Raw genomic sequence first — 16,868 nt, forward strand, 5'->3', positions numbered from 1 at the left:
GCGGCCGCCCCGCCCGAGCCCGCGTTCCCGCGTCCTTCCCGGCCGCCGTGCACCCGCGCGGCGGCCGGGCGGCGACCCGGCGAGGTCCGGCAGCGGCCTGATCGGTTTGGCAAGGAGTGGCTCCTGCGGCGATAGTCAGCCGGTGAACACTGCCGCCGACTCCCCGCGCCACCTGCGCCGTCCCTCTTGGGCGGGCCGGAACTACACCCTCCTGACCGCCGCCGCGGTCGTCACCAACCTGGGCAGCCAGGGCGCCCTGATCGCCGCGGCCTTCGCGGTTCTCGAATCGGGCGGCGACGGCGGCGACGTGGGCCTGGTGGCGGCGGCCCGGACCCTGCCGCTGGTGCTCTTCCTGCTGATCGGCGGTGCGGTCGCGGACCGGCTGCCGCGGCATCGGGTGATGGTCGCGGCCAACGCCCTCAATTGCGTGTCCCAGGCCGTGTTCGCCGCCCTGGTGATCGGCGGTGACGCGCGGCTGTGGCAGATGATGCTGCTGTCCGCGCTCGGCGGCACCGGCCAGGCGTTCTTCAACCCCGCGGCGGAGGGCATGCTGATGTCCTCGGTCGCCGGGGAGCAGGCGAGCCGAGCCTTCGCGATGTTCCGGATGGCGATGCAGGGCGCGGGGCTGGGCGGCGCGGCCCTCGGCGGCGCGCTGGTGGCCGTGCTCGGGCCGGGCTGGGTGCTCGCCGTGGACGCGCTGGCGTTCGCGCTCGCCGGAGCGCTGCGCTCGTTCCTCGACGTCAGTCACATTCCGCCGCGCGAGCCCGGCGGCGGGCTGCTCGCCGATCTCCGCGACGGCTGGCGCGAGTTCGTCGGCCGGCCCTGGCTGTGGACCATCGTCGCGCAGTTCTCCGTGGTCGTCGCGGTCGTCGGCGCCGCGGACGCCGTGTACGGACCGCTGGTCGCCCAGGACAGCCTCGGCGGCCCGGGTCCATGGGGTCTGGCCCTCGGCGCGTTCGGCGCCGGCACCGTCGGCGGTGCGCTGCTCATGACCCGCTGGAAACCCCGTCGGCTGCTGCTCGCGGGCACTCTCTGCGTCTTCCCGCTGGCCCTTCCCGCAGCCGCGCTCGCGGTCCCCGTGCCGGTGGGCCCGCTGTGCGCGGTCATGTTCGCCAGCGGTCTGGCGATCGAGGTGTTCGGTGTGTCCTGGATGACCGCACTGCACCAGGAGATCCCCGAGGACAAGCTCTCGCGCGTCTCCGCGTACGACTGGTTCGGGTCGATCGCCATGGTCCCGCTGGCCACGGCGCTGGCGGGCCCCGTCGAACAGGCCGTCGGGCGCACGACCGCCCTGTGGAGCTGCTCCGCGCTGGTCGTGCTGGTCACGGCGGCGGTCCTGTGCGTGTCCGACGTGCGGAACCTGACGCGGCGGACGAAGCAGCTGGCGCACGGTACACCCGGGCGCGGGGCCGGCGCTGCACCCGGTGAGGCGGCCGTGGCGGACGGCCTGACCAAGGCCGCGGCCGTGGCCGCCGGTTCCCCCACGGCGACGGCCGGCGGGGCCGGGTCAGCCGATGCCGAAGGCTCCGGCGGGCGGCTCGGGTGAGGCGACCGCGTCCTCGTCACGGACGGGTTCGACGGCGCCGGTGAACTCCCGCAGTGCGGGTCCGTGTTCCACGCGCGCGGGGAAGGCGTCGGCGGCCGTCCGCCGGGCGAGGGCGGCCGTGTCGAGGGGGCGGTGGGAGGCCACGAGCACGGCGTTGCCGAAGCGGCGGCCGCGCAGTACGCCGGGTTCGGCGATGAGGGCCAGCTCCTCGAACACCGCGGAGAACGTGGCGAGCTGGGAGCGCAGGAAGGCGAAGGGCGCGGCGTCGGCGAGGTTGGCCAGATAGACACCGTCGGCGCGCAGCACCCGCTCGGCGGCGCGCGCGTACGCCAGCGTGGTCAGGTGCGCCGGTACGCGTGAGCCGCCGAAGACGTCCGCGATCAGGATGTCCGCGGAGTCGGGCGCTGCCGCTTCGAGCCAGGCCCGGGCATCGGCGCCGTGCAGGGCGACATCGGCGTCCTCGGGCACCGGCAGGTACTCGCCGACCAGGGAGAGCAGCGCGCGGTCGGCGTCCACCACGTCCTGCCGGGAACCGGGCCGTGTGGCGGCGACGTAGCGGGGCAGGGTGAGCGCCCCGCCGCCGAGGTGCAGGACGTCCAGCGCCCGGCCCGGCGCCGCCACCGTGTCCAGCACATGCCCGAGTCGGCGCGTGTACTCGAACTCCAGGTGTGTCGGCTCGTCGAGATCGACGTACGACTGCGGTGCGCCGTCCACCGTCAGCAGCCATGCCCGATCCCGGTCGATGTCGGGCATCAGCTTCGCCGTGCCGTGATCCACGGCGCGCGTCACGGGTATGGGCTCGTCCACGCGTCCATTGTGCCGTGGCGTCCGGGGCGGAGGTCACGCGCCCGTGGGAGGGCGCGGCATGCGGCGCCGCGGGTCGTGTGCCGGGGCGTCCGCGAGCCGCTCGGCTCAGGCCCGCCAGACCTCGGCGATCCGCGCCGTGTGCGCCGGGGCCTGCGCTCGTCCTGCCTCGGCCGCCGCGGCTCTGGCCGCGGGGTCCAGCGGGTTGCGTCCGAAGGACCGCCGCGCGGTGGCGCTCGGGGAGACGACGGCGACCTGTGTGCCGTCCTCGGTCAGCCTGCGGCCCTGTTCGGCGGCGGAGACCAGGGGGCCGCCGCCCCTCGCGATCGGGGCGGTGACGACGACGCGGCCGTACCCGGCGGCGAGGTGGGCGTTGGCCGGTGAGTGGGTGCCGCCGTCCATCCAGCGCCGACCGTCGACGGTGACCGGCGGCCACGCCCCCCTCGACGACACTGCCGCGGCACTGTCCGCGATCAGTCTCGCGCACGGCACCGACAGCGCGACGAGCGGGTGTCCGCCCCTTCTCAGGGGCGGACACCCGCCGTCCCGGCGGCGGTCAGCCGACCGACGTCACCGTGCCCGCGCCGACCGTCCGGCCGCCTTCGCGGATCGCGAAGCCGAGACCGGGCTCCAGCGGCACGTCGCGGCCGAGCTCCACCGTCATGGTGACGGTGTCGCCGGGCCGGGCCACGGCCGTCGCGCCGAGGTCGACGTCGCCGACCACGTCCGCGGTGCGGATGTAGAACTGCGGCCGGTACCCGGTGGAGACGGGGGTCGTACGCCCGCCCTCGCGTGCCGACAACACGTACACCTGCGCCGTGAAGCGGCGACTGGGCACGACGCTGCCGGGCGCGGCGACGATGTGCCCGCGCCGGACCGCGTCGCGGGGCACCCCGCGCAGCAGCAGCGCGACGTTGTCGCCGGCCTGGGCCTCCTCCATGGGCTTGCCGAAGGTCTCCAGACCGGTGACCACCGTGTCGACCGCCGCGCCGAGCACGTCGACACGGTCTCCGACACGGATCGTGCCGCGCTCCACGGCACCGGTGACGACCGTGCCGCGGCCGGTGATGGTGAGCACGTTCTCGACCGGCAGCAGGAACGGCGCGTCGAGGTACCGCTCGGGCATCGGCACATAGGTGTCGACCGCGTCGAGCAGGGCGTCGATCGCCGCCGTCCACCGCGGGTCCCCCTCCAGGGCCTTGAGGCCGGAGACCCGTACCACCGGCACGGAGTCGCCCCCGTAGCCGTGCGCGGAGAGCAGTTCGCGGACCTCCAGCTCCACCAGGTCGGTGAGCTCCTCGTCGCCCGCGTCGGCCTTGTTGAGGGCGACGACGATGTGGTCGACGCCCACCTGACGGGCGAGCAGCACATGCTCGGCGGTCTGCGGCATGATCCCGTCCAGCGCGGAGACGACGAGGATCGCCCCGTCGAGCTGGGCCGCGCCCGTGACCATGTTCTTGACGTAGTCGGCGTGGCCCGGCATGTCCACGTGGGCGTAGTGCCGGGTGTCGGTCTCGTACTCGACGTGCGCGATGTTGATGGTGATGCCGCGCGCGGCCTCCTCCGGCGCCCGGTCGATCCGGTCGAACGGTACGAAGGTGCCGGAGCCGCGCTCGGCGAGCACCTTGGTGATGGCGGCGGTCAGGGTGGTCTTGCCGTGGTCGACGTGCCCCATGGTGCCGATGTTCAGGTGCGGTTTGGTGCGCACGTAAGCCGTCTTGGGCATGGCTGTACCTCGAAGCCTCTTCAGTGTCGGCGGAACCGAGTGATGGCCCCGGCGCGAACGGCCGGGACGGGGACCCCAAGGACTCGCCGACCCTCCCCCTGCGGGGTCCGCCGGACGATCCGGGAAGGGTCAGCTTCGGGCGCCGTCTACGGCTGCCACGACGATCGGGACGGCAGCCTTCGGCGCATCCGCGACTGCGGATGCTGCGAGGAGGAAGGCGTACCGGAACATGGGGAGATCATCTCCGACGCGTCCGTCCGCGTCGAATGGTTTTCGGTGCCGGGGCGACGGGTGGTGCGGCTGGTGCCCCGGGGGTGTCAGGGGCCGATGTTCTTGAGCGCCTCGCGGACGGACAGCGGAGCGAGGCGGCCGCGCTCGCGGGCGACGAACTCCCGTACCGCCCCGGGGTCCGTCTTCGCGCACTCGCGCAGACTCCACCCGATCGCCTTGCGGATGAAGAAGTCGGGGTGCCCGGCCCGGCGGGCGCAGTACGCGAAGAGCCGCGCGGTGTCGGTGTCCTCCTTGTAGCGCAGTTGGTGGAGCAGCGCCGTTCGCGCGACCCAGAGGTCGTCGTCCTCGATCCAGGCGTCCATGTCGGCCTTCAGCTCCGGGTCGGCGGCCACCAGCCCGCCCACCACGTGCGCGGCGAGCGCGTCGACGGTGTCCCACCACGGGACGGTGCTGACCAGGTGGCGGGCCACCGGCAGGAATCCCGACGACAGCCGGGCGACGTGGCGGCGCAGGAAGTCGACGGCGAAGTAGTGATATTCGCGCTCCGGCAGCTCCCAGCAACGCAGGGCGAGCGCCGTGCAGTCCACTTCGTCGGGGCGTGCCGTGCCGCCCAGGACGGTCCGCGACAGGGCGCGGCGGCCGGGCGTCGTCAGACCGAGGAAGGGGGCGACGTCCTTCATGTACGCGCGCATCGACGCGGCCCGGTCGGGGTCGGCCGCCGCGGCGTAGGCGGCGGTGAGGCGCGGCAGCACGATGTCCGCGAAAGCACTGCTCGGCGCCGCGAATCGGGCACCTGACGTTCCGGTAGCTGTGACGCCCATGAGACGAACCATACGGCGATCACACACATACGTCGGTTAGTGTCACCGGATGCTCGATGCCACCACCCGCTCTGGGGGCACCGCCACGGCCACTCCCCGGGCCGCCGCCACGGAGCTCGCCCTCACCACTGAATCCACCGCTGCCGCGCCCGCGGCACTGATCGCCGGGCGCACCCGGCCGGCCGGCCGGTGCGGCAGAGTGCTGCTGTCGCCCTGGTCGCGCTTCTCGCTCCTCGTGGCGCTGCTCGCGGCAGCCGCGTCGACCGTTCTGCTGTTCGAACCACAGCGCCTGCTGGCCGACGGCTGGCCACCTCACCTCGGGGGCGCGGCGGCCGCCGCCGCGTTCGCCGTGGCGTACGGACTGTGCACGGTCGCCTTCGTGCCCCGTCCGCTGCTCAATCTCGCGGCGGGCGCCCTCTTCGGCTCCCAACTGGGCCTGGGCACGGCGCTCGCGGGCACGGTCCTGGGTGCCGGGGTCGCCTTCGGGCTGGGCCGGGTGCTCGGGCAGGACGCGCTGCGTCCACTGCTGCGCGGCCGCTGGCTGAAGGCCGCGGACGGTCAGCTCAGCAGACACGGGTTCCGCTCGATGATGGTGGCCCGGCTGTTCCCCGGGGTGCCGTTCTGGGCCGCCAACTACTGCGCGGCCGTCTCCCGCATGGGCTGGATGCCCTTCCTCCTCGCCACCGCGCTCGGTTCTATCCCGAACACGGCCGCCTACGCCGTCGCCGGCGCGCGGGCCTCGACGCCGACGTCGCCCGCGTTCCTGATCGCCATGGGCTGCATCGCGGTGCCGGGTCTCGTGGGCGCGGTCGTGGCGTGGCGCAAGCGGCACCATCTGCGCGCCACCTGACCGCACGGCCGCACGCGGGCGTTCGCGGCCACCGCACGCGGTTCGCGTCCGCCCGCGCGGCACCCGGGCCACGGCGGTGCCTGCCGCGTACGGCAGTTCGCACCGGCCGGACGGGAGCAGCTCAGGCGGCCTGCCGAGGCCCGCAGCGCACTACAGCGCTTCGATCACCATCGCGTTGGCGAGGCCGCCCGCCTCGCACATCGTCTGGAGCCCGTAGCGGGCGCCGCGGGTCCGCATCGCGTGGACGAGCGTGGTCGTCAGACGGGTACCGCTCGCGCCGAGCGGGTGGCCGAGCGCGATGGCGCCGCCGTGCACGTTGACCTTGGACAGGTCGGCGCCCGTCTCCTGCTGCCAGGCGAGGACGACGGCAGCGAAGGCCTCGTTCACCTCGAAGAGGTCGATGTCGCCGAGGGACAGTCCGGCCGAGCGCAGCACCTTCTCGGTGGCCGGGATGACGCCGGTGAGCATCAGCAGCGGGTCGGAGCCGGTGACGGCGAAGCTGTGCAGCCGGGCGAGGGGGCGCAGGCCGAGGCGGGCCGCGGTCTCGCTCGACATGATGAGCACCGCCGACGCGCCGTCGTTGACGGGGCTCGCGTTGCCCGCGGTGACGCCCCAGTCGATCTGCGGGAAGCGTTCGCCGAACGCGGGGTCGTAGTACGCGGGCTTGAGCCCGGCGAGTATCTCGGTGGTGCTGCCGGGCCGGACGGACTCGTCGCGCGTCACGCCTTCCAGGGGGGCGACCTCCGCGTCGAACAGACCGCTGTCCCAGGCCGCGCCCGCCTTCTGGTGCGAGCTCACCGCGAAGGCGTCCATCTGCTCGCGCGAGATGCCCCACTTGGCGGCGATGAGTTCGGCGCTGATGCCCTGGGGGACCAGGCCTTCCGGGAAGCGTGCGGCGACTCCGGGCCCGAAGGGGTCCTTGCCGGCCGGCACGTTGGACCACATCGGGACGCGGCTCATCGACTCCACACCGCAGGCCACGGCGATGTCGTACGCGCCCGACATGACGCCCTGCGCGGCGAAGTGCACGGCCTGCTGCGACGAGCCGCACTGGCGGTCCACGGTGGTCGCGGGCACGGTCTCGGGGAATCCGGCGGAGAGCACGGCGTACCGGGTGGTGTTCATGGCCTGCTCGCCGACCTGGTCGACGGTGCCTCCGATGACGTCGTCGATGAGCGCCGGGTCGACTCCCGAGCGTTCGACGAGGGTCCGCAGGGTGTGGGCGAGGAGCTCCACCGGGTGGACCTGGGCGAGGGAGCCGTTGGGCTTGCCCTTGCCCACGGGAGTGCGTACGGCTTCGACGATGACGGCGTCACGCATGTTCGATCTCCAGACTCACTGAGTTCGTTTTCCAAACCCGCTAAGTGACCCAAGAGTAGCTTAGTAGGTTGGATATTCCAACCCACCCGGTAGACTGGTGGCATGAAGGACGCACGCCCCTGCTCGATCGCCGACACCCTGGCCCTGGTCGGCGAGAAGTACTCCCTGCTCGTCCTGCGCGAGGTGTCCCTGGGCGCCCGGCGGTTCGACCAGCTGGTCCGCAACATCGGCGCCCCGCGCGACGTGCTGACGGCACGCCTCAAGCGCCTCGTAGACGCCGGTGTACTGGAGAAGGTCGAGTACAGCGAGCGCCCCAAGCGCTACGAGTACCGGCCCACGTCGTCCGGCCTGGAGCTGGTGCCGGTCCTGATGACCCTGATGGCCTGGGGAGACCGCCACCTGCACGCGGACGGGGACCGCCCCATGGTGATCGAGCACGTCTGCGGCAACGAACTGGTCCCGCAGATCGTGTGCGCCGAGTGCCGCGAGGATGTGCACCAGCACGATCTGACGGCCCACCCGCAGGCGCCGGGCTGGACGGTGACGGGCCCCGTGGTGGCCTAGGTTCCACCGCTGCTCCGCGGAGCCGGCGGGGGCCGCGGGGCGGACGACGCCCGTCCGGCCGCTCCGGCGCGTGCGGACCACCCCACGACCGGCGCGCCTAGTCGTTCCCCTTGTAGACGTCGAGCCGCCCGCACATCCCGAACCGGCCGAGCGCGGAAGGCTGTTCGGCCCGGACCGCGGCGTCGGCGAGGTGCGACGCGTCGCCGCGCTCCAGCCGGTCGAGCTGGTCCCCCGTGGCCGCGGCCGCCGCCTCGGCACCCCGCCGCCACCGCTCACGCCACTCCGCGAGGCGGGGCCGCACCAGCCGCGCCGCGGCCCGGTGGAACGCGGCGAGCGGCTCGGGCCCGTCCGCGTCGCGCAGCGCCCGGTAGCCGTCGAGGGCCAGGTCCCGCCGGGCGCGGGCGAACCGGGCCTGCTCCTCCTGCGACGCGTCCACCGGGATCACCGTGGCCGCCGCGTACGTCTCGGGATCGGTCAGGTGCTCCGGGGGCAGCGTGAGGACCGCGTCGCCCGCCTCCGGCAGTCCGCTGTTCTGCATGAGGACCGTGATGCGCAGCTCGTCCTCGTTGACCAGCCGGTGAATCGTGCCGGGAGTGAACCACGCGACGGTGCCGGGCGCGAGCGGCGTGACCTCGTACCCGGAGGTGGTGAGCGTCTCCACCGCCCCGCGCCCTCCGGTGACGACATACGCCTCAGAACACGTCAGGTGCACATGGGGAGTTCCCCCGGCAACGCCGTCGGCGGCGGGCCAGTCGTACACGCGGAGGTGCGAGACGGCGACGGCTCCGGGCAGCCCGGCGAAGCCGGCGGTCGCGGCGCTCACCAGGGGTGCTCTTCCAGGTACTTGACCGCCTCGGCGGGCCCCCAGGCACCGTCCGCCACCACCACCCGGTAGCGCCGGGTGAGGGTGTCCCCGGGCGCGAGCTCCAGTTCGTCGAAGAAGGCGAGCGAGGGGGCGACGGCGGCGAAGGGCTCGTTGCGGACGAACCAGTGGGCCGGATGCCCGCCGCCGGCCCCGGCGTGATCGTTCTCCGGGGCGTGCGCGAAGACGAGCGTGGCGTGCCCGTCGGCACCGTCGTGCTCCCCCGAGTACGCGATCCAGGGTGCCTGCCGCCCCATCAGCGCGGGCCCTTCGGCCTCGGGTCCGATGATCCGCCCGCCGCGGAAGGCGCGCGGCCCGCGCCAGAACAGGCCGGTGTAGCCCGCCATCTCCCGCCCCGCGGTGGTCGGACTGCCGAAGCGCAGCGGCTCGGTGCGGCGGTTGGTGACAGCGGTGGTCCAGGTCAGGGCCCAGGAGCCCGTCTCCGGGTCGATGTCGTGCACCTCTATGCGCCGCTTCTCGTCGGCCCACAGCTCGCCGTCGTACGGATGCCATGTGAGGCGCTCCGCGATCACCGCGCGGCCCCCGCCCGAAGCCACCTCGTCGAACGCGACGTGCGCCATCGACCCGACACGCTCCGGGAGTTCGCGATAGCCCTGTCCGTGGACGTACGTGTTGCCGCCCCACAGATTCTGGCCGGAGAGATGCGAGGCCGTCATCTGCAGGCCCTTGTGCCAGCGGTGGTCGTTGGGCCGGTAGTCCGTGACGACGTCGCCGGCCAGCGTCCGGAGCGGATGCAGGTACGGCTTCGGGGCCTCCCAGGCGGCCTCGGGCCGATAGACGTAACTCAGCAGCTCGACACCCGTGGTGGCGTCACTGATCGTGATGCGGTCGCCGTGCGCATGGACGACGCGCGGGCCGTCGGCCGGGACTCCGCTCATGCCGACACCTCCCGCCCCGCGCCGGGCGCGGTCTCCCGTGTCGTCCCGCCTGTTCCGGGCGGATCCGGCGACTCGCGCGGACCCGGGGCCGCGTGCGCGCCGGACGCGGCCGGTGCCCAGCCCGGGGCGCCGCCGTGCAGCGCCGTGTAGTACGGGTCGCCCGGGCCGATCTCCCCGGCCCGGACGGTCGTGTCCGTGAACGCGGACTTGTACAGCGCGCTGATCAGTTCCAGGCTGGTCCGCCCGTCGGCGCCGCTGCTGCGCGGCCGTTCACCGGCGCGCATGCTCGCGATCAGGTCCCGCAACTGCGCGAGGTGCGAGCTGGGCACGTCCGCACCGAAGTCCCGCCAGCCCGCGGCCTCCGCATCCGGTACGTCCGGCGCCGGCGTGATGCGCCAGTCGTCGTTCCGGTGTCCGTACAGGTGGGTGAGCTCCACGGTGGCGCGTTCGCAGTCGACACGGATGCGGCTCACCTCGTCCGGACTCAGCACGCTGTTCACGACGGTGGCCAGCGCGCCGCTCCCGAACCGCACGAGGGCGGTCGAGACGTCCTCGGTCTCGATGTCGTGCACCAGACGCCCGGCCATGGCGCGCACCTCGCTCCACGGCCCCAGCAGATCGAGGAGCAGATCCATCTGGTGGATGCCGTGGCCCATCGCGGGCCCGCCGCCCTCCGTGGCCCAGCGTCCGCGCCAGGGCACGGCGTAGTAGTCGGCATTGCGGTACCAGGTGGTCTGGCAGTGCGCGACGAGGGGACGTCCGAGGGCGCCGTCGGAGATCAGCCGCCTGACGTGCCCGGCGCCGGATCCGAACCGGTGCTGGAAGACGATCGAGGCGTACGGGCCATGGTCCTCGCCCTCGGCAGCCTCGACGGCGTCGAAGTCGGCGAGCGTCGGCACGGGCGGCTTCTCGCACCAGACCCAGGCACCCGCGCGCAGCGCCGCGACGGTCTGCTCACGGTGCAGGGTCGGCGGGGTGCAGACGGCTACCAGGTCGGGTCGCTGCTCCTCCAGCATCCGGTCCAGATCGGTGTAGGCGTGCGGGATCCCGGCCGTGGCGCAGAAGTCCCGCACGGCCTCCTCGGCGATGTCGACCGCGGCGACGACTTCCGTCTCGCCCTCCTCGGCGAGCCGGGCGAGCGCGGGGTGGTGGCTCCCGCGCGCGATGGCGCCCGCGCCGACGACGGCCGCCCTGATACGGCGGCCCGCGAAGGGGGTGGCCGCCGGGCGGCCCGGGAAGGTCTCGGTTGCGATGCGGGGTGTGGGCATGGACCTGATCAGCACTCCATCGGACGCGACGCCGGACGTTGGCCAACGCTTGTCGGCCCGGGTCGAGCCAGGCCGGAGCAAGCGCTTTCCCTCGTGCCGCAACGTATGCGGCGCCGCAGCGGCCGGTCAACACCTCGGCCGAGCACCGGACAAGCTCCGCACAGCCGCGGCCGGAGCCCGCCGAGGCCCCTCTCGCCCGCCGCCGCGAAGCCCCTGTGGCCGAGCTGTCACCCGCGGGCGCTACGCTGCCCTCATCGCCCGTGATCACCACACAAGCGTCACGGCGCGCCCATCGCCCCTTCCACGATCAGCACTTGGACCACGTAACTTCATGTCTTGGTTTGAATCCCTCATCCTCGGACTCGTCCAGGGGCTGACCGAGTTCCTTCCCGTCTCCTCCAGCGCGCATCTGCGGCTGACGGCGGCCTTCGCCGGCTGGAAGGACCCGGGCGCGGCGTTCACCGCGATCACCCAGCTCGGCACGGAAGCGGCGGTGCTGATCTACTTCCGCAAGGACGTCGGCCGGATCCTCTCGGCCTGGTCCCGCTCGCTCACGAACAAGGCGATGCGCCGGGACCACGACGCCCAGATGGGCTGGCTGGTGATCGTCGGCTCGATCCCGATCGGCGTGCTCGGCGTGACGCTCAAGGACCAGATCGAGGGACCGTTCCGCGATCTCCGCGTCACCGCCACGATGTTGATCGTGATGGGTGTGGTCATAGGCATCGCCGACCGGCTCGCCGCACGCGACGAAACGGGCGGCAGGCACCGGGCGGCCAAGCAGCGCAAGACACTTCAGGACCTGAACGCCAAGGACGGACTCCTGTACGGCGTCTGCCAGGCGATGGCCCTGGTCCCCGGCGTCTCCCGGTCCGGCGCGACCATCAGCGGCGGCCTGTTCATGGGCTACACCCGTGAGGCCGCGGCCCGTTACTCCTTCCTCCTCGCGATGCCGGCCGTGCTCGCCTCCGGCACCTTCGAGCTCAAGGACGCCACCGAGGGCGGTCATGTCTCCTGGGGCCCGACGATCTTCGCGACGGTCATCGCCTTCACCGTCGGCTACGCCGTCATCGCCTGGTTCATGAAGTTCATCTCGCACAAGAGCTTCATGCCGTTCGTCTGGTACCGGATCGCGCTCGGCATCGTCATCATCGCGCTGGTGACGACGGGCGCGCTGAGCCCGCACGCGGCCGAGTCCGCGGGCTGAGCCGACGGTCCGCCGTGCAGGCGGGACGCTGTCCCACGGGTGATGACGTGCGCTTCACCGCCTCGCAGCACGGCTCCCGGCCGTCGGCCGTGACGAAGCACATACGGGATGAGTAGCCGTCCGGTAGCGCAGTGTCAGTCCTTGCCCCTAGGCTTGTGCGCATGTCCCCCGATTCCACACCCTCTGGTTCCGTGCGGTCTGCGGCCGCGTTAAACGAGCAGATCCGCGCCCTGTGGACCCGCGCCGGCGGTTCCCTGTCCGCCCAGGAGCGCGCGGAGTACGAGCTGCTCGTGGTGCGGTGGGCGGAGGCGATCCGGGGCGGGGTCGTCGAAGCCGCCTGACCGGCCCGGGTACACCCGGCCGCACACCGCCCGCGGAATCCTGGACGCGACCGGGGCACTCTCCCGGAGCCCACGCTCCATGAGCCCCTCCGAGGGCCACCCGCCCGAGGCATCCTCCGAAGACCGCCCGTCCCGACGCCGCTCGTGGAATCCGGGCCGGCAGCCTCTGCCACCGGCCCGTGTCCGGGACCCTGGTGGCCCGGAACGCGGCGGCGGCCCAGCACCCTCCGACCGGCCGGTCGACGCCGGCACCGGACCGCATCGGCGGGTCGGCAGCCCCGCGCCCGTCGTCTGCGCCCGTCACCTTCCTCCGGACACCCGGAGCACCGCCCCTGTCGTGTACGACGCCTCGGGGGACATCAACCACGCGATGGCGGCGGCGATTTCGTCGGCCTCGCCCACGCGGCGCAGCGGGATCGACGAGGCGGCCCGTTCGGCGCGGCCGGGGTCTCCCATCGTCGCGTGCATCTCCGTGTCGATCATCCCGGGCGCGACCGCGTTGACGCGGATGCCGTCGGGGCCCAGCTCCTTGGCCAGCCCCGTCGTCAGCGCGTCGACGGCCGCCTTGGTGGCCGCGTAGTGCACGAACTCTCCGGGGCTGCCCAACGTGGCGGCGGCCGACGACACGTTGACGATGACACCGCTCCCCCAGGCGGCCATCGAGCGGGCGGCGCGGCGCGAACAGAGCAGCGTGCCCAGCAGGTTGACCTCCACCACTCTGCGCAGATCGGCGGGGTCGGCGTCCGCGAGTCTGCCCAGCGGACCGGTCACCCCGGCGTTGTTCACCAGGCCCGTGACCGGGCCGAGCCGCTCCGCCGCCGTCTCGAAGAGCCGGTCCACGTCGTCCTCGTCGGACGTGTCCACGCGGACGGTCACACAACGCGCTCCGGCGGCGCGAACGGCGGTCGCGGTCCACTCGGCCGCCTCGCCGTCACTGACGTACCCCACCACCACGTCGTGCCCGTCCGCCGCGAGGCGCCTGCACGTGGCGGCTCCGATCCCCCGACTGCCACCCGTGACGATCGTGACCGGACGTGTCATAAGAGCCTCCTCGCGCCGGGAATCGGTCACCTTCGACCGCATGTGGATCACCTACGATCCCAGACGGGCGGACGCCCCTGTCGGGCAGGGAGCGTCCCGGCGCCGGGGCGAGCGGCTCTGTCCGGCGGGCCTCCGGCCGCACCGGCCGCGACCAGGGGCCACCGGGCGACCTCGAAGCGGCCACCGAATGTCGCCGCACGCCCCTTGGCGTGGCACGCCCCGTGGCCAACACTGAGCCGATGACGCAGCGTGTGGAGCTCGCCACCGTGATGGACAGGCTCGCCGTGGACGGACTCGTCACCGAGTACGCCGTGGCCGTGGACGACGGCGACTGGGAGGCGTACCGAGGGTTGTTCACGGCGGACGGACGCGCGGACTACCGCTCGGCGGGCGGCATCGAGGGAGACGCCGCGCACATCGCGGAGTGGCTGGCCCGGAGCATGCAACTGTTCCCCATGCGTCAGCACCTGATCGTGAACCGCCGGGTTCGGTTCGGGATCCTCGACCAGGACACCGGAGACACGGCCCGGGTGCAGGCGGACTACATCAATCCCATGCGGTTCGCGACACCGGACGGCGCCTCGCCGGGAGCGGACGGAGGTTCCACCGCGCCCGACTTCGTGTGCGGCGGCCGGTACGCCTTCGGTCTGGTGCGTACGGACGACGGCTGGCGGCTGCGAGAGGTGGTCGTCCAGGAGAAGTGGCGGCGCACCCCGGTGCCGGCGTCCTCGTGAATCCCTGAGGTCCACACCCGTGGCCTCCCGGGTCCCTGCCCCCGCGGGCGGCTGAACTCCTGACGGCACCGGCGGCCTCCGGAGTCCCTGCCGTCCGTCGCGGCTACCCGAACCCCCGAGGTCACCGCAGGAACGCGGCCCGTCCGAGGCCCTCTGTCGGAGATCGCCGAGGGCGCGCACACTGGAAGGACCACCTGGGGAGGGAGGCGCTGTATGCAGAGGCCGGACGGTCGGCCCGGTCGGCTCGGGCTGTGGCTCGGCTCTCCATGGCGGCGCGCGGTCCTCGCCGCACTGGCGGGCGCCCTGCCCGTGTTCGCCTTCCCCGCCCCGTCCTGGTGGTGGTTCGCATACGTCGCCCTGGTGCCCTGGATCCTGCTGATCCGCTCGGCGCCGACCGGGAGACAGGCCGCCTACGACGGCTGGCTCGGCGGGCTCGGCTTCATGCTGGCCGTGCACCACTGGCTGCTGCCCAGTCTGCACGTGTTCACGGTGCTGATAGCGGCGCTGCTCGGACTGCTGTGGGCCCCCTGGGGCCGGCTCGTGCGACGGTTCCTGGCGGGGGCACCCTCCGCGGGCCATGTCGCCGCCGCGCTGATCGTGCTGCCCTCGGGCTGGCTGATGGTCGAACTCGCTCGCTCCTGGCAGGGATTGGGCGGCCCGTGGGGTCTGCTCGGGTCGAGCCAGTGGGAAGTGGCGCCCGCGCTGCGGCTCGCCTCGGTCGGCGGTGTGTGGTTGCTCAGCTTCCTGGTGGTGGCTGTCAACGTCGCCGTCGCCGTCCTGATCGCGGTGCGCCGGGCCCGTGTGCCCGCCGTGGCCGGGCTGGTGGCGACCGCGGCCGTGACGTCGGCGGCGTGGGTGTGGTCACCGCGCCCGGACGTCGACGGCCGGGTCAGGGTGGCCGTCGTGCAGCCGGGCGTCGTGGACGGCATCGGGAGCGGGACCGAGCGGTTCGCGCGCGAGGAGGCCCTCACCCGCACGCTCGCCGGGAAGGACGTCGACCTCGTCGTGTGGGGCGAGAGCAGTGTGGGCTTCGACCTGGCGGACCGCCCCGATCTGGCGGAGCGGATCACCGCGCTGTCCCGGCTGACGGGCGCCGACATCCTGGTCAACGTCGACGCCCGCCGCTCCGACCGTCCGGGCATCTACAAGAGCTCGGTCCTGGTGGGCCCGCAGGGTCCGACCGGTGACCGCTACGACAAGATGCGGCTCGTCCCCTTCGGCGAGTACGTGCCCGCGCGTTCCCTGCTCGGCTGGGCGACCTCGGTGGGCAAGGCGGCGGGCGAGGACCGCCGACGCGGCAGCGAGCAGGTGGTGATGAACGTGGGGCACGGGCTGCGCGTCGGCCCGATGGTCTGCTTCGAGTCCGCGTTCCCCGACATGAGCCGGCACCTCGCCCAGGACGGCGCCGGGGTGCTCCTCGCGCAGTCGTCGACGTCGACGTTCCAGCACAGCTGGGCGCCCGAGCAGCATGCCTCGCTGGCCGCGCTGCGGGCCGCCGAGACGGGACGCCCGATGGTGCACGCGACCCTGACAGGCGTCTCCGCTGTCTACGGCCCGAGCGGCGAGCGCATCGGCTCCTGGCTCGGCACGGGCTCGCACGCGGCGATGGTGTACGAGGTCCCGCTGGCCCGCGGGGTCACGCCGTACGTCCGGTTCGGCGACTGGCCGGTGTACGCGGCCCTGATGGTGCTGGCGGCGCTGTGCGCGACGGAGGGCGTCCGCGCGGTCAGGCTGCGGCGGTCCGTTGCTCGACCTCACGTACCACCCGCTCGCACAGTTCGTGGGTGGCCAGCGCGTCACGGGCGCTGAGCACCTTGCCCGCGCGTACGGCGTCGAGGAAGGCGAGGACCACCTGCTCGATGCCGCGCTGCCGGGCCACGGGGACCCAGTCCCCGCGCCGCCGCACGGTGGGCTGGCCCTTGTGGTCGATCACCTCGGCAAGGTTGACCACCTGACGCTTGGTGTCCTGGCCCGAGACCTCGAGGATCTCCTCGTTCGATCCGCTGAGGCGGTTCATCACGCCGAGGGCGGTGAATCCGTCGCCGGCGAGCTGCAGCACGACGTGGTGCAGCAGTCCGTCCGCGACCCGGGCCCGCACGGTGACGTCGTCGACCGGGCCGGGCGCCAGGAACCGCAGGGTGTCCACGACGTGGATGAAGTCGTCGAGGACCATCGTGCGCGGCTCCTCGGGCAGTCCTATGCGGTTCTTCTGCATCAGGATCAGCTCCCGCGGGTGGTCGGCGCACTGCGCGTACCCGGGTGCGTAGCGCCGGTTGAAGCCGACGGCGAGGCTGACGTTCCGCTCCTCCGCCAGCCGGACCAGCCGCTCCGAGTCGGCGAGCCGGTACGCGAGGGGCTTGTCGACGTACGTCGGTACACCGGCCTCCAGCAGTCGCGTGACGATCTCCGGGTGCGCGACGGTGGCCGCGTGCACGAACGCCGCGTCGAGGCCCTGTGCGAGCAGGTCCGCCAGGTCGGTGTGGCGCTGCGCCTGCGGCAGGTGCAGGCCGTCGGCGACTCGGTGGAGCGTCTCGGGCGTGCGCGTGTGCAGGTGCAGTTCGATCCCCGGCTGCGCTCCGAGCACCGGCAGGTAGGCCTTCTGCGCGATGTCGCCGAGTCCGATGCAGCCGACCTTCACTGAGCTCTCCTCGCGT

General features: G+C 73.1%; 17 protein-coding genes. 7 read left to right on the forward strand and 10 right to left on the reverse strand.

Translation table 11 applies throughout. The features are described 5' to 3' along the window. Positions 1 to 142 precede the first annotated feature (142 nt). On the forward strand, positions 143 to 1,546 hold the full coding sequence (locus ABEB03_RS41325) for an MFS transporter (protein ID WP_345658196.1): 1,404 nt from the start codon (positions 143 to 145) through the stop codon (positions 1,544 to 1,546). On the opposite strand, the gene ABEB03_RS41330 is transcribed toward ABEB03_RS41325, so the two are convergent. The 4 genes from ABEB03_RS41330 to ABEB03_RS41345 form a co-directional block, all read right to left on the reverse strand. Next, positions 1,508 to 2,353, reverse strand: a complete 846-nt coding sequence (locus tag ABEB03_RS41330; RefSeq protein ID WP_345658197.1) for a spermidine synthase — start codon at positions 2,351 to 2,353, stop codon at positions 1,508 to 1,510. The genes ABEB03_RS41325 and ABEB03_RS41330 overlap by 39 nt on opposite strands. Positions 2,354 to 2,458: 105 nt before the next feature. Next, positions 2,459 to 2,803, reverse strand: coding sequence for a hypothetical protein (locus ABEB03_RS41335; protein WP_345658198.1), 345 nt, complete (start codon positions 2,801 to 2,803; stop codon positions 2,459 to 2,461). A 103-nt stretch (positions 2,804 to 2,906) separates the two neighbouring features. Then, a complete protein-coding gene (gene tuf, locus ABEB03_RS41340; protein ID WP_345658199.1) occupies positions 2,907 to 4,076 on the reverse strand; it encodes an elongation factor Tu in 1,170 nt (389 codons plus the stop codon). Between the two features lie 317 nt (positions 4,077 to 4,393). Beyond that, positions 4,394 to 5,128, reverse strand: a complete 735-nt coding sequence (locus ABEB03_RS41345) for a DNA alkylation repair protein (RefSeq protein WP_345658200.1) — start codon at positions 5,126 to 5,128, stop codon at positions 4,394 to 4,396. A gap of 49 nt (positions 5,129 to 5,177) precedes the next feature. Between ABEB03_RS41345 and ABEB03_RS41350 the strand changes: the two genes are divergently transcribed. Beyond that, the gene (locus ABEB03_RS41350; protein ID WP_345658201.1) at positions 5,178 to 5,978 is read left to right on the forward strand and encodes a TVP38/TMEM64 family protein; all 801 of its coding nucleotides are present in this window, start codon (positions 5,178 to 5,180) and stop codon (positions 5,976 to 5,978) included. Positions 5,979 to 6,128: 150 nt separating this feature from the next. Here ABEB03_RS41350 and ABEB03_RS41355 read toward each other — a convergent pair whose 3' ends face one another. Beyond that, complete coding sequence (locus ABEB03_RS41355) at positions 6,129 to 7,298, reverse strand: thiolase family protein (protein WP_345658202.1); 1,170 nt, start codon at positions 7,296 to 7,298, stop codon at positions 6,129 to 6,131. A gap of 102 nt (positions 7,299 to 7,400) precedes the next feature. Between ABEB03_RS41355 and ABEB03_RS41360 the strand changes: the two genes are divergently transcribed. Beyond that, a complete protein-coding gene (locus ABEB03_RS41360) occupies positions 7,401 to 7,862 on the forward strand; it encodes a winged helix-turn-helix transcriptional regulator (protein WP_345658203.1) in 462 nt (153 codons plus the stop codon). A gap of 97 nt (positions 7,863 to 7,959) precedes the next feature. On the opposite strand, the gene ABEB03_RS41365 is transcribed toward ABEB03_RS41360, so the two are convergent. From ABEB03_RS41365 to ABEB03_RS41375, 3 genes are read right to left on the reverse strand one after another with little or no spacing between them, the layout of a single operon-like run. Continuing rightward, a complete protein-coding gene (locus ABEB03_RS41365) occupies positions 7,960 to 8,685 on the reverse strand; it encodes a cupin domain-containing protein (protein WP_425589371.1) in 726 nt (241 codons plus the stop codon). Next, a complete protein-coding gene (locus ABEB03_RS41370; RefSeq protein WP_345658204.1) occupies positions 8,682 to 9,623 on the reverse strand; it encodes a DUF6807 domain-containing protein in 942 nt (313 codons plus the stop codon). The genes ABEB03_RS41365 and ABEB03_RS41370 overlap by 4 nt, the downstream gene beginning before the upstream one ends. After that, positions 9,620 to 10,891 carry a Gfo/Idh/MocA family protein gene (locus ABEB03_RS41375; protein WP_345658205.1) on the reverse strand — a complete coding sequence of 424 codons (1,272 nt, stop codon included), beginning with the start codon at positions 10,889 to 10,891 and terminating at the stop codon, positions 9,620 to 9,622. The genes ABEB03_RS41370 and ABEB03_RS41375 overlap by 4 nt, the downstream gene beginning before the upstream one ends. Positions 10,892 to 11,222: 331 nt before the next feature. Between ABEB03_RS41375 and ABEB03_RS41380 the strand changes: the two genes are divergently transcribed. Both ABEB03_RS41380 and ABEB03_RS41385 read left to right on the forward strand, forming a co-directional pair. Further along, on the forward strand, positions 11,223 to 12,098 hold the full coding sequence (locus ABEB03_RS41380; RefSeq protein WP_345658206.1) for an undecaprenyl-diphosphate phosphatase: 876 nt from the start codon (positions 11,223 to 11,225) through the stop codon (positions 12,096 to 12,098). Between the two features lie 161 nt (positions 12,099 to 12,259). Beyond that, positions 12,260 to 12,439 carry a hypothetical protein gene (locus ABEB03_RS41385; RefSeq protein WP_345658207.1) on the forward strand — a complete coding sequence of 60 codons (180 nt, stop codon included), beginning with the start codon at positions 12,260 to 12,262 and terminating at the stop codon, positions 12,437 to 12,439. Positions 12,440 to 12,739: 300 nt separating this feature from the next. Here ABEB03_RS41385 and ABEB03_RS41390 read toward each other — a convergent pair whose 3' ends face one another. Beyond that, on the reverse strand, positions 12,740 to 13,480 hold the full coding sequence (locus tag ABEB03_RS41390; protein ID WP_345658208.1) for an SDR family NAD(P)-dependent oxidoreductase: 741 nt from the start codon (positions 13,478 to 13,480) through the stop codon (positions 12,740 to 12,742). 239 nt (positions 13,481 to 13,719) lie between these two features. On the opposite strand from ABEB03_RS41390, the gene ABEB03_RS41395 reads away from it, so the two are divergent. Together ABEB03_RS41395 and lnt are read left to right on the forward strand one after the other, a co-directional pair. Further along, a complete protein-coding gene (locus ABEB03_RS41395) occupies positions 13,720 to 14,214 on the forward strand; it encodes a nuclear transport factor 2 family protein (protein WP_345658209.1) in 495 nt (164 codons plus the stop codon). A gap of 213 nt (positions 14,215 to 14,427) precedes the next feature. Further along, the gene (gene lnt / locus ABEB03_RS41400; protein WP_345658210.1) at positions 14,428 to 16,023 is read left to right on the forward strand and encodes an apolipoprotein N-acyltransferase; all 1,596 of its coding nucleotides are present in this window, start codon (positions 14,428 to 14,430) and stop codon (positions 16,021 to 16,023) included. Here the strand turns inward: lnt and ABEB03_RS41405 are convergent. Further along, the gene (locus tag ABEB03_RS41405; RefSeq protein ID WP_345658211.1) at positions 15,941 to 16,852 is read right to left on the reverse strand and encodes a Gfo/Idh/MocA family protein; all 912 of its coding nucleotides are present in this window, start codon (positions 16,850 to 16,852) and stop codon (positions 15,941 to 15,943) included. The two genes, lnt and ABEB03_RS41405, sit on opposite strands and share 83 nt — an antisense overlap. Between the last annotated feature and the right edge of the window lie 16 nt (positions 16,853 to 16,868).

It is taken from the genome of Streptomyces siamensis (assembly GCF_039543605.1).
Classification (GTDB): Bacteria; Actinomycetota; Actinomycetes; order Streptomycetales; family Streptomycetaceae; genus Streptomyces; species Streptomyces siamensis.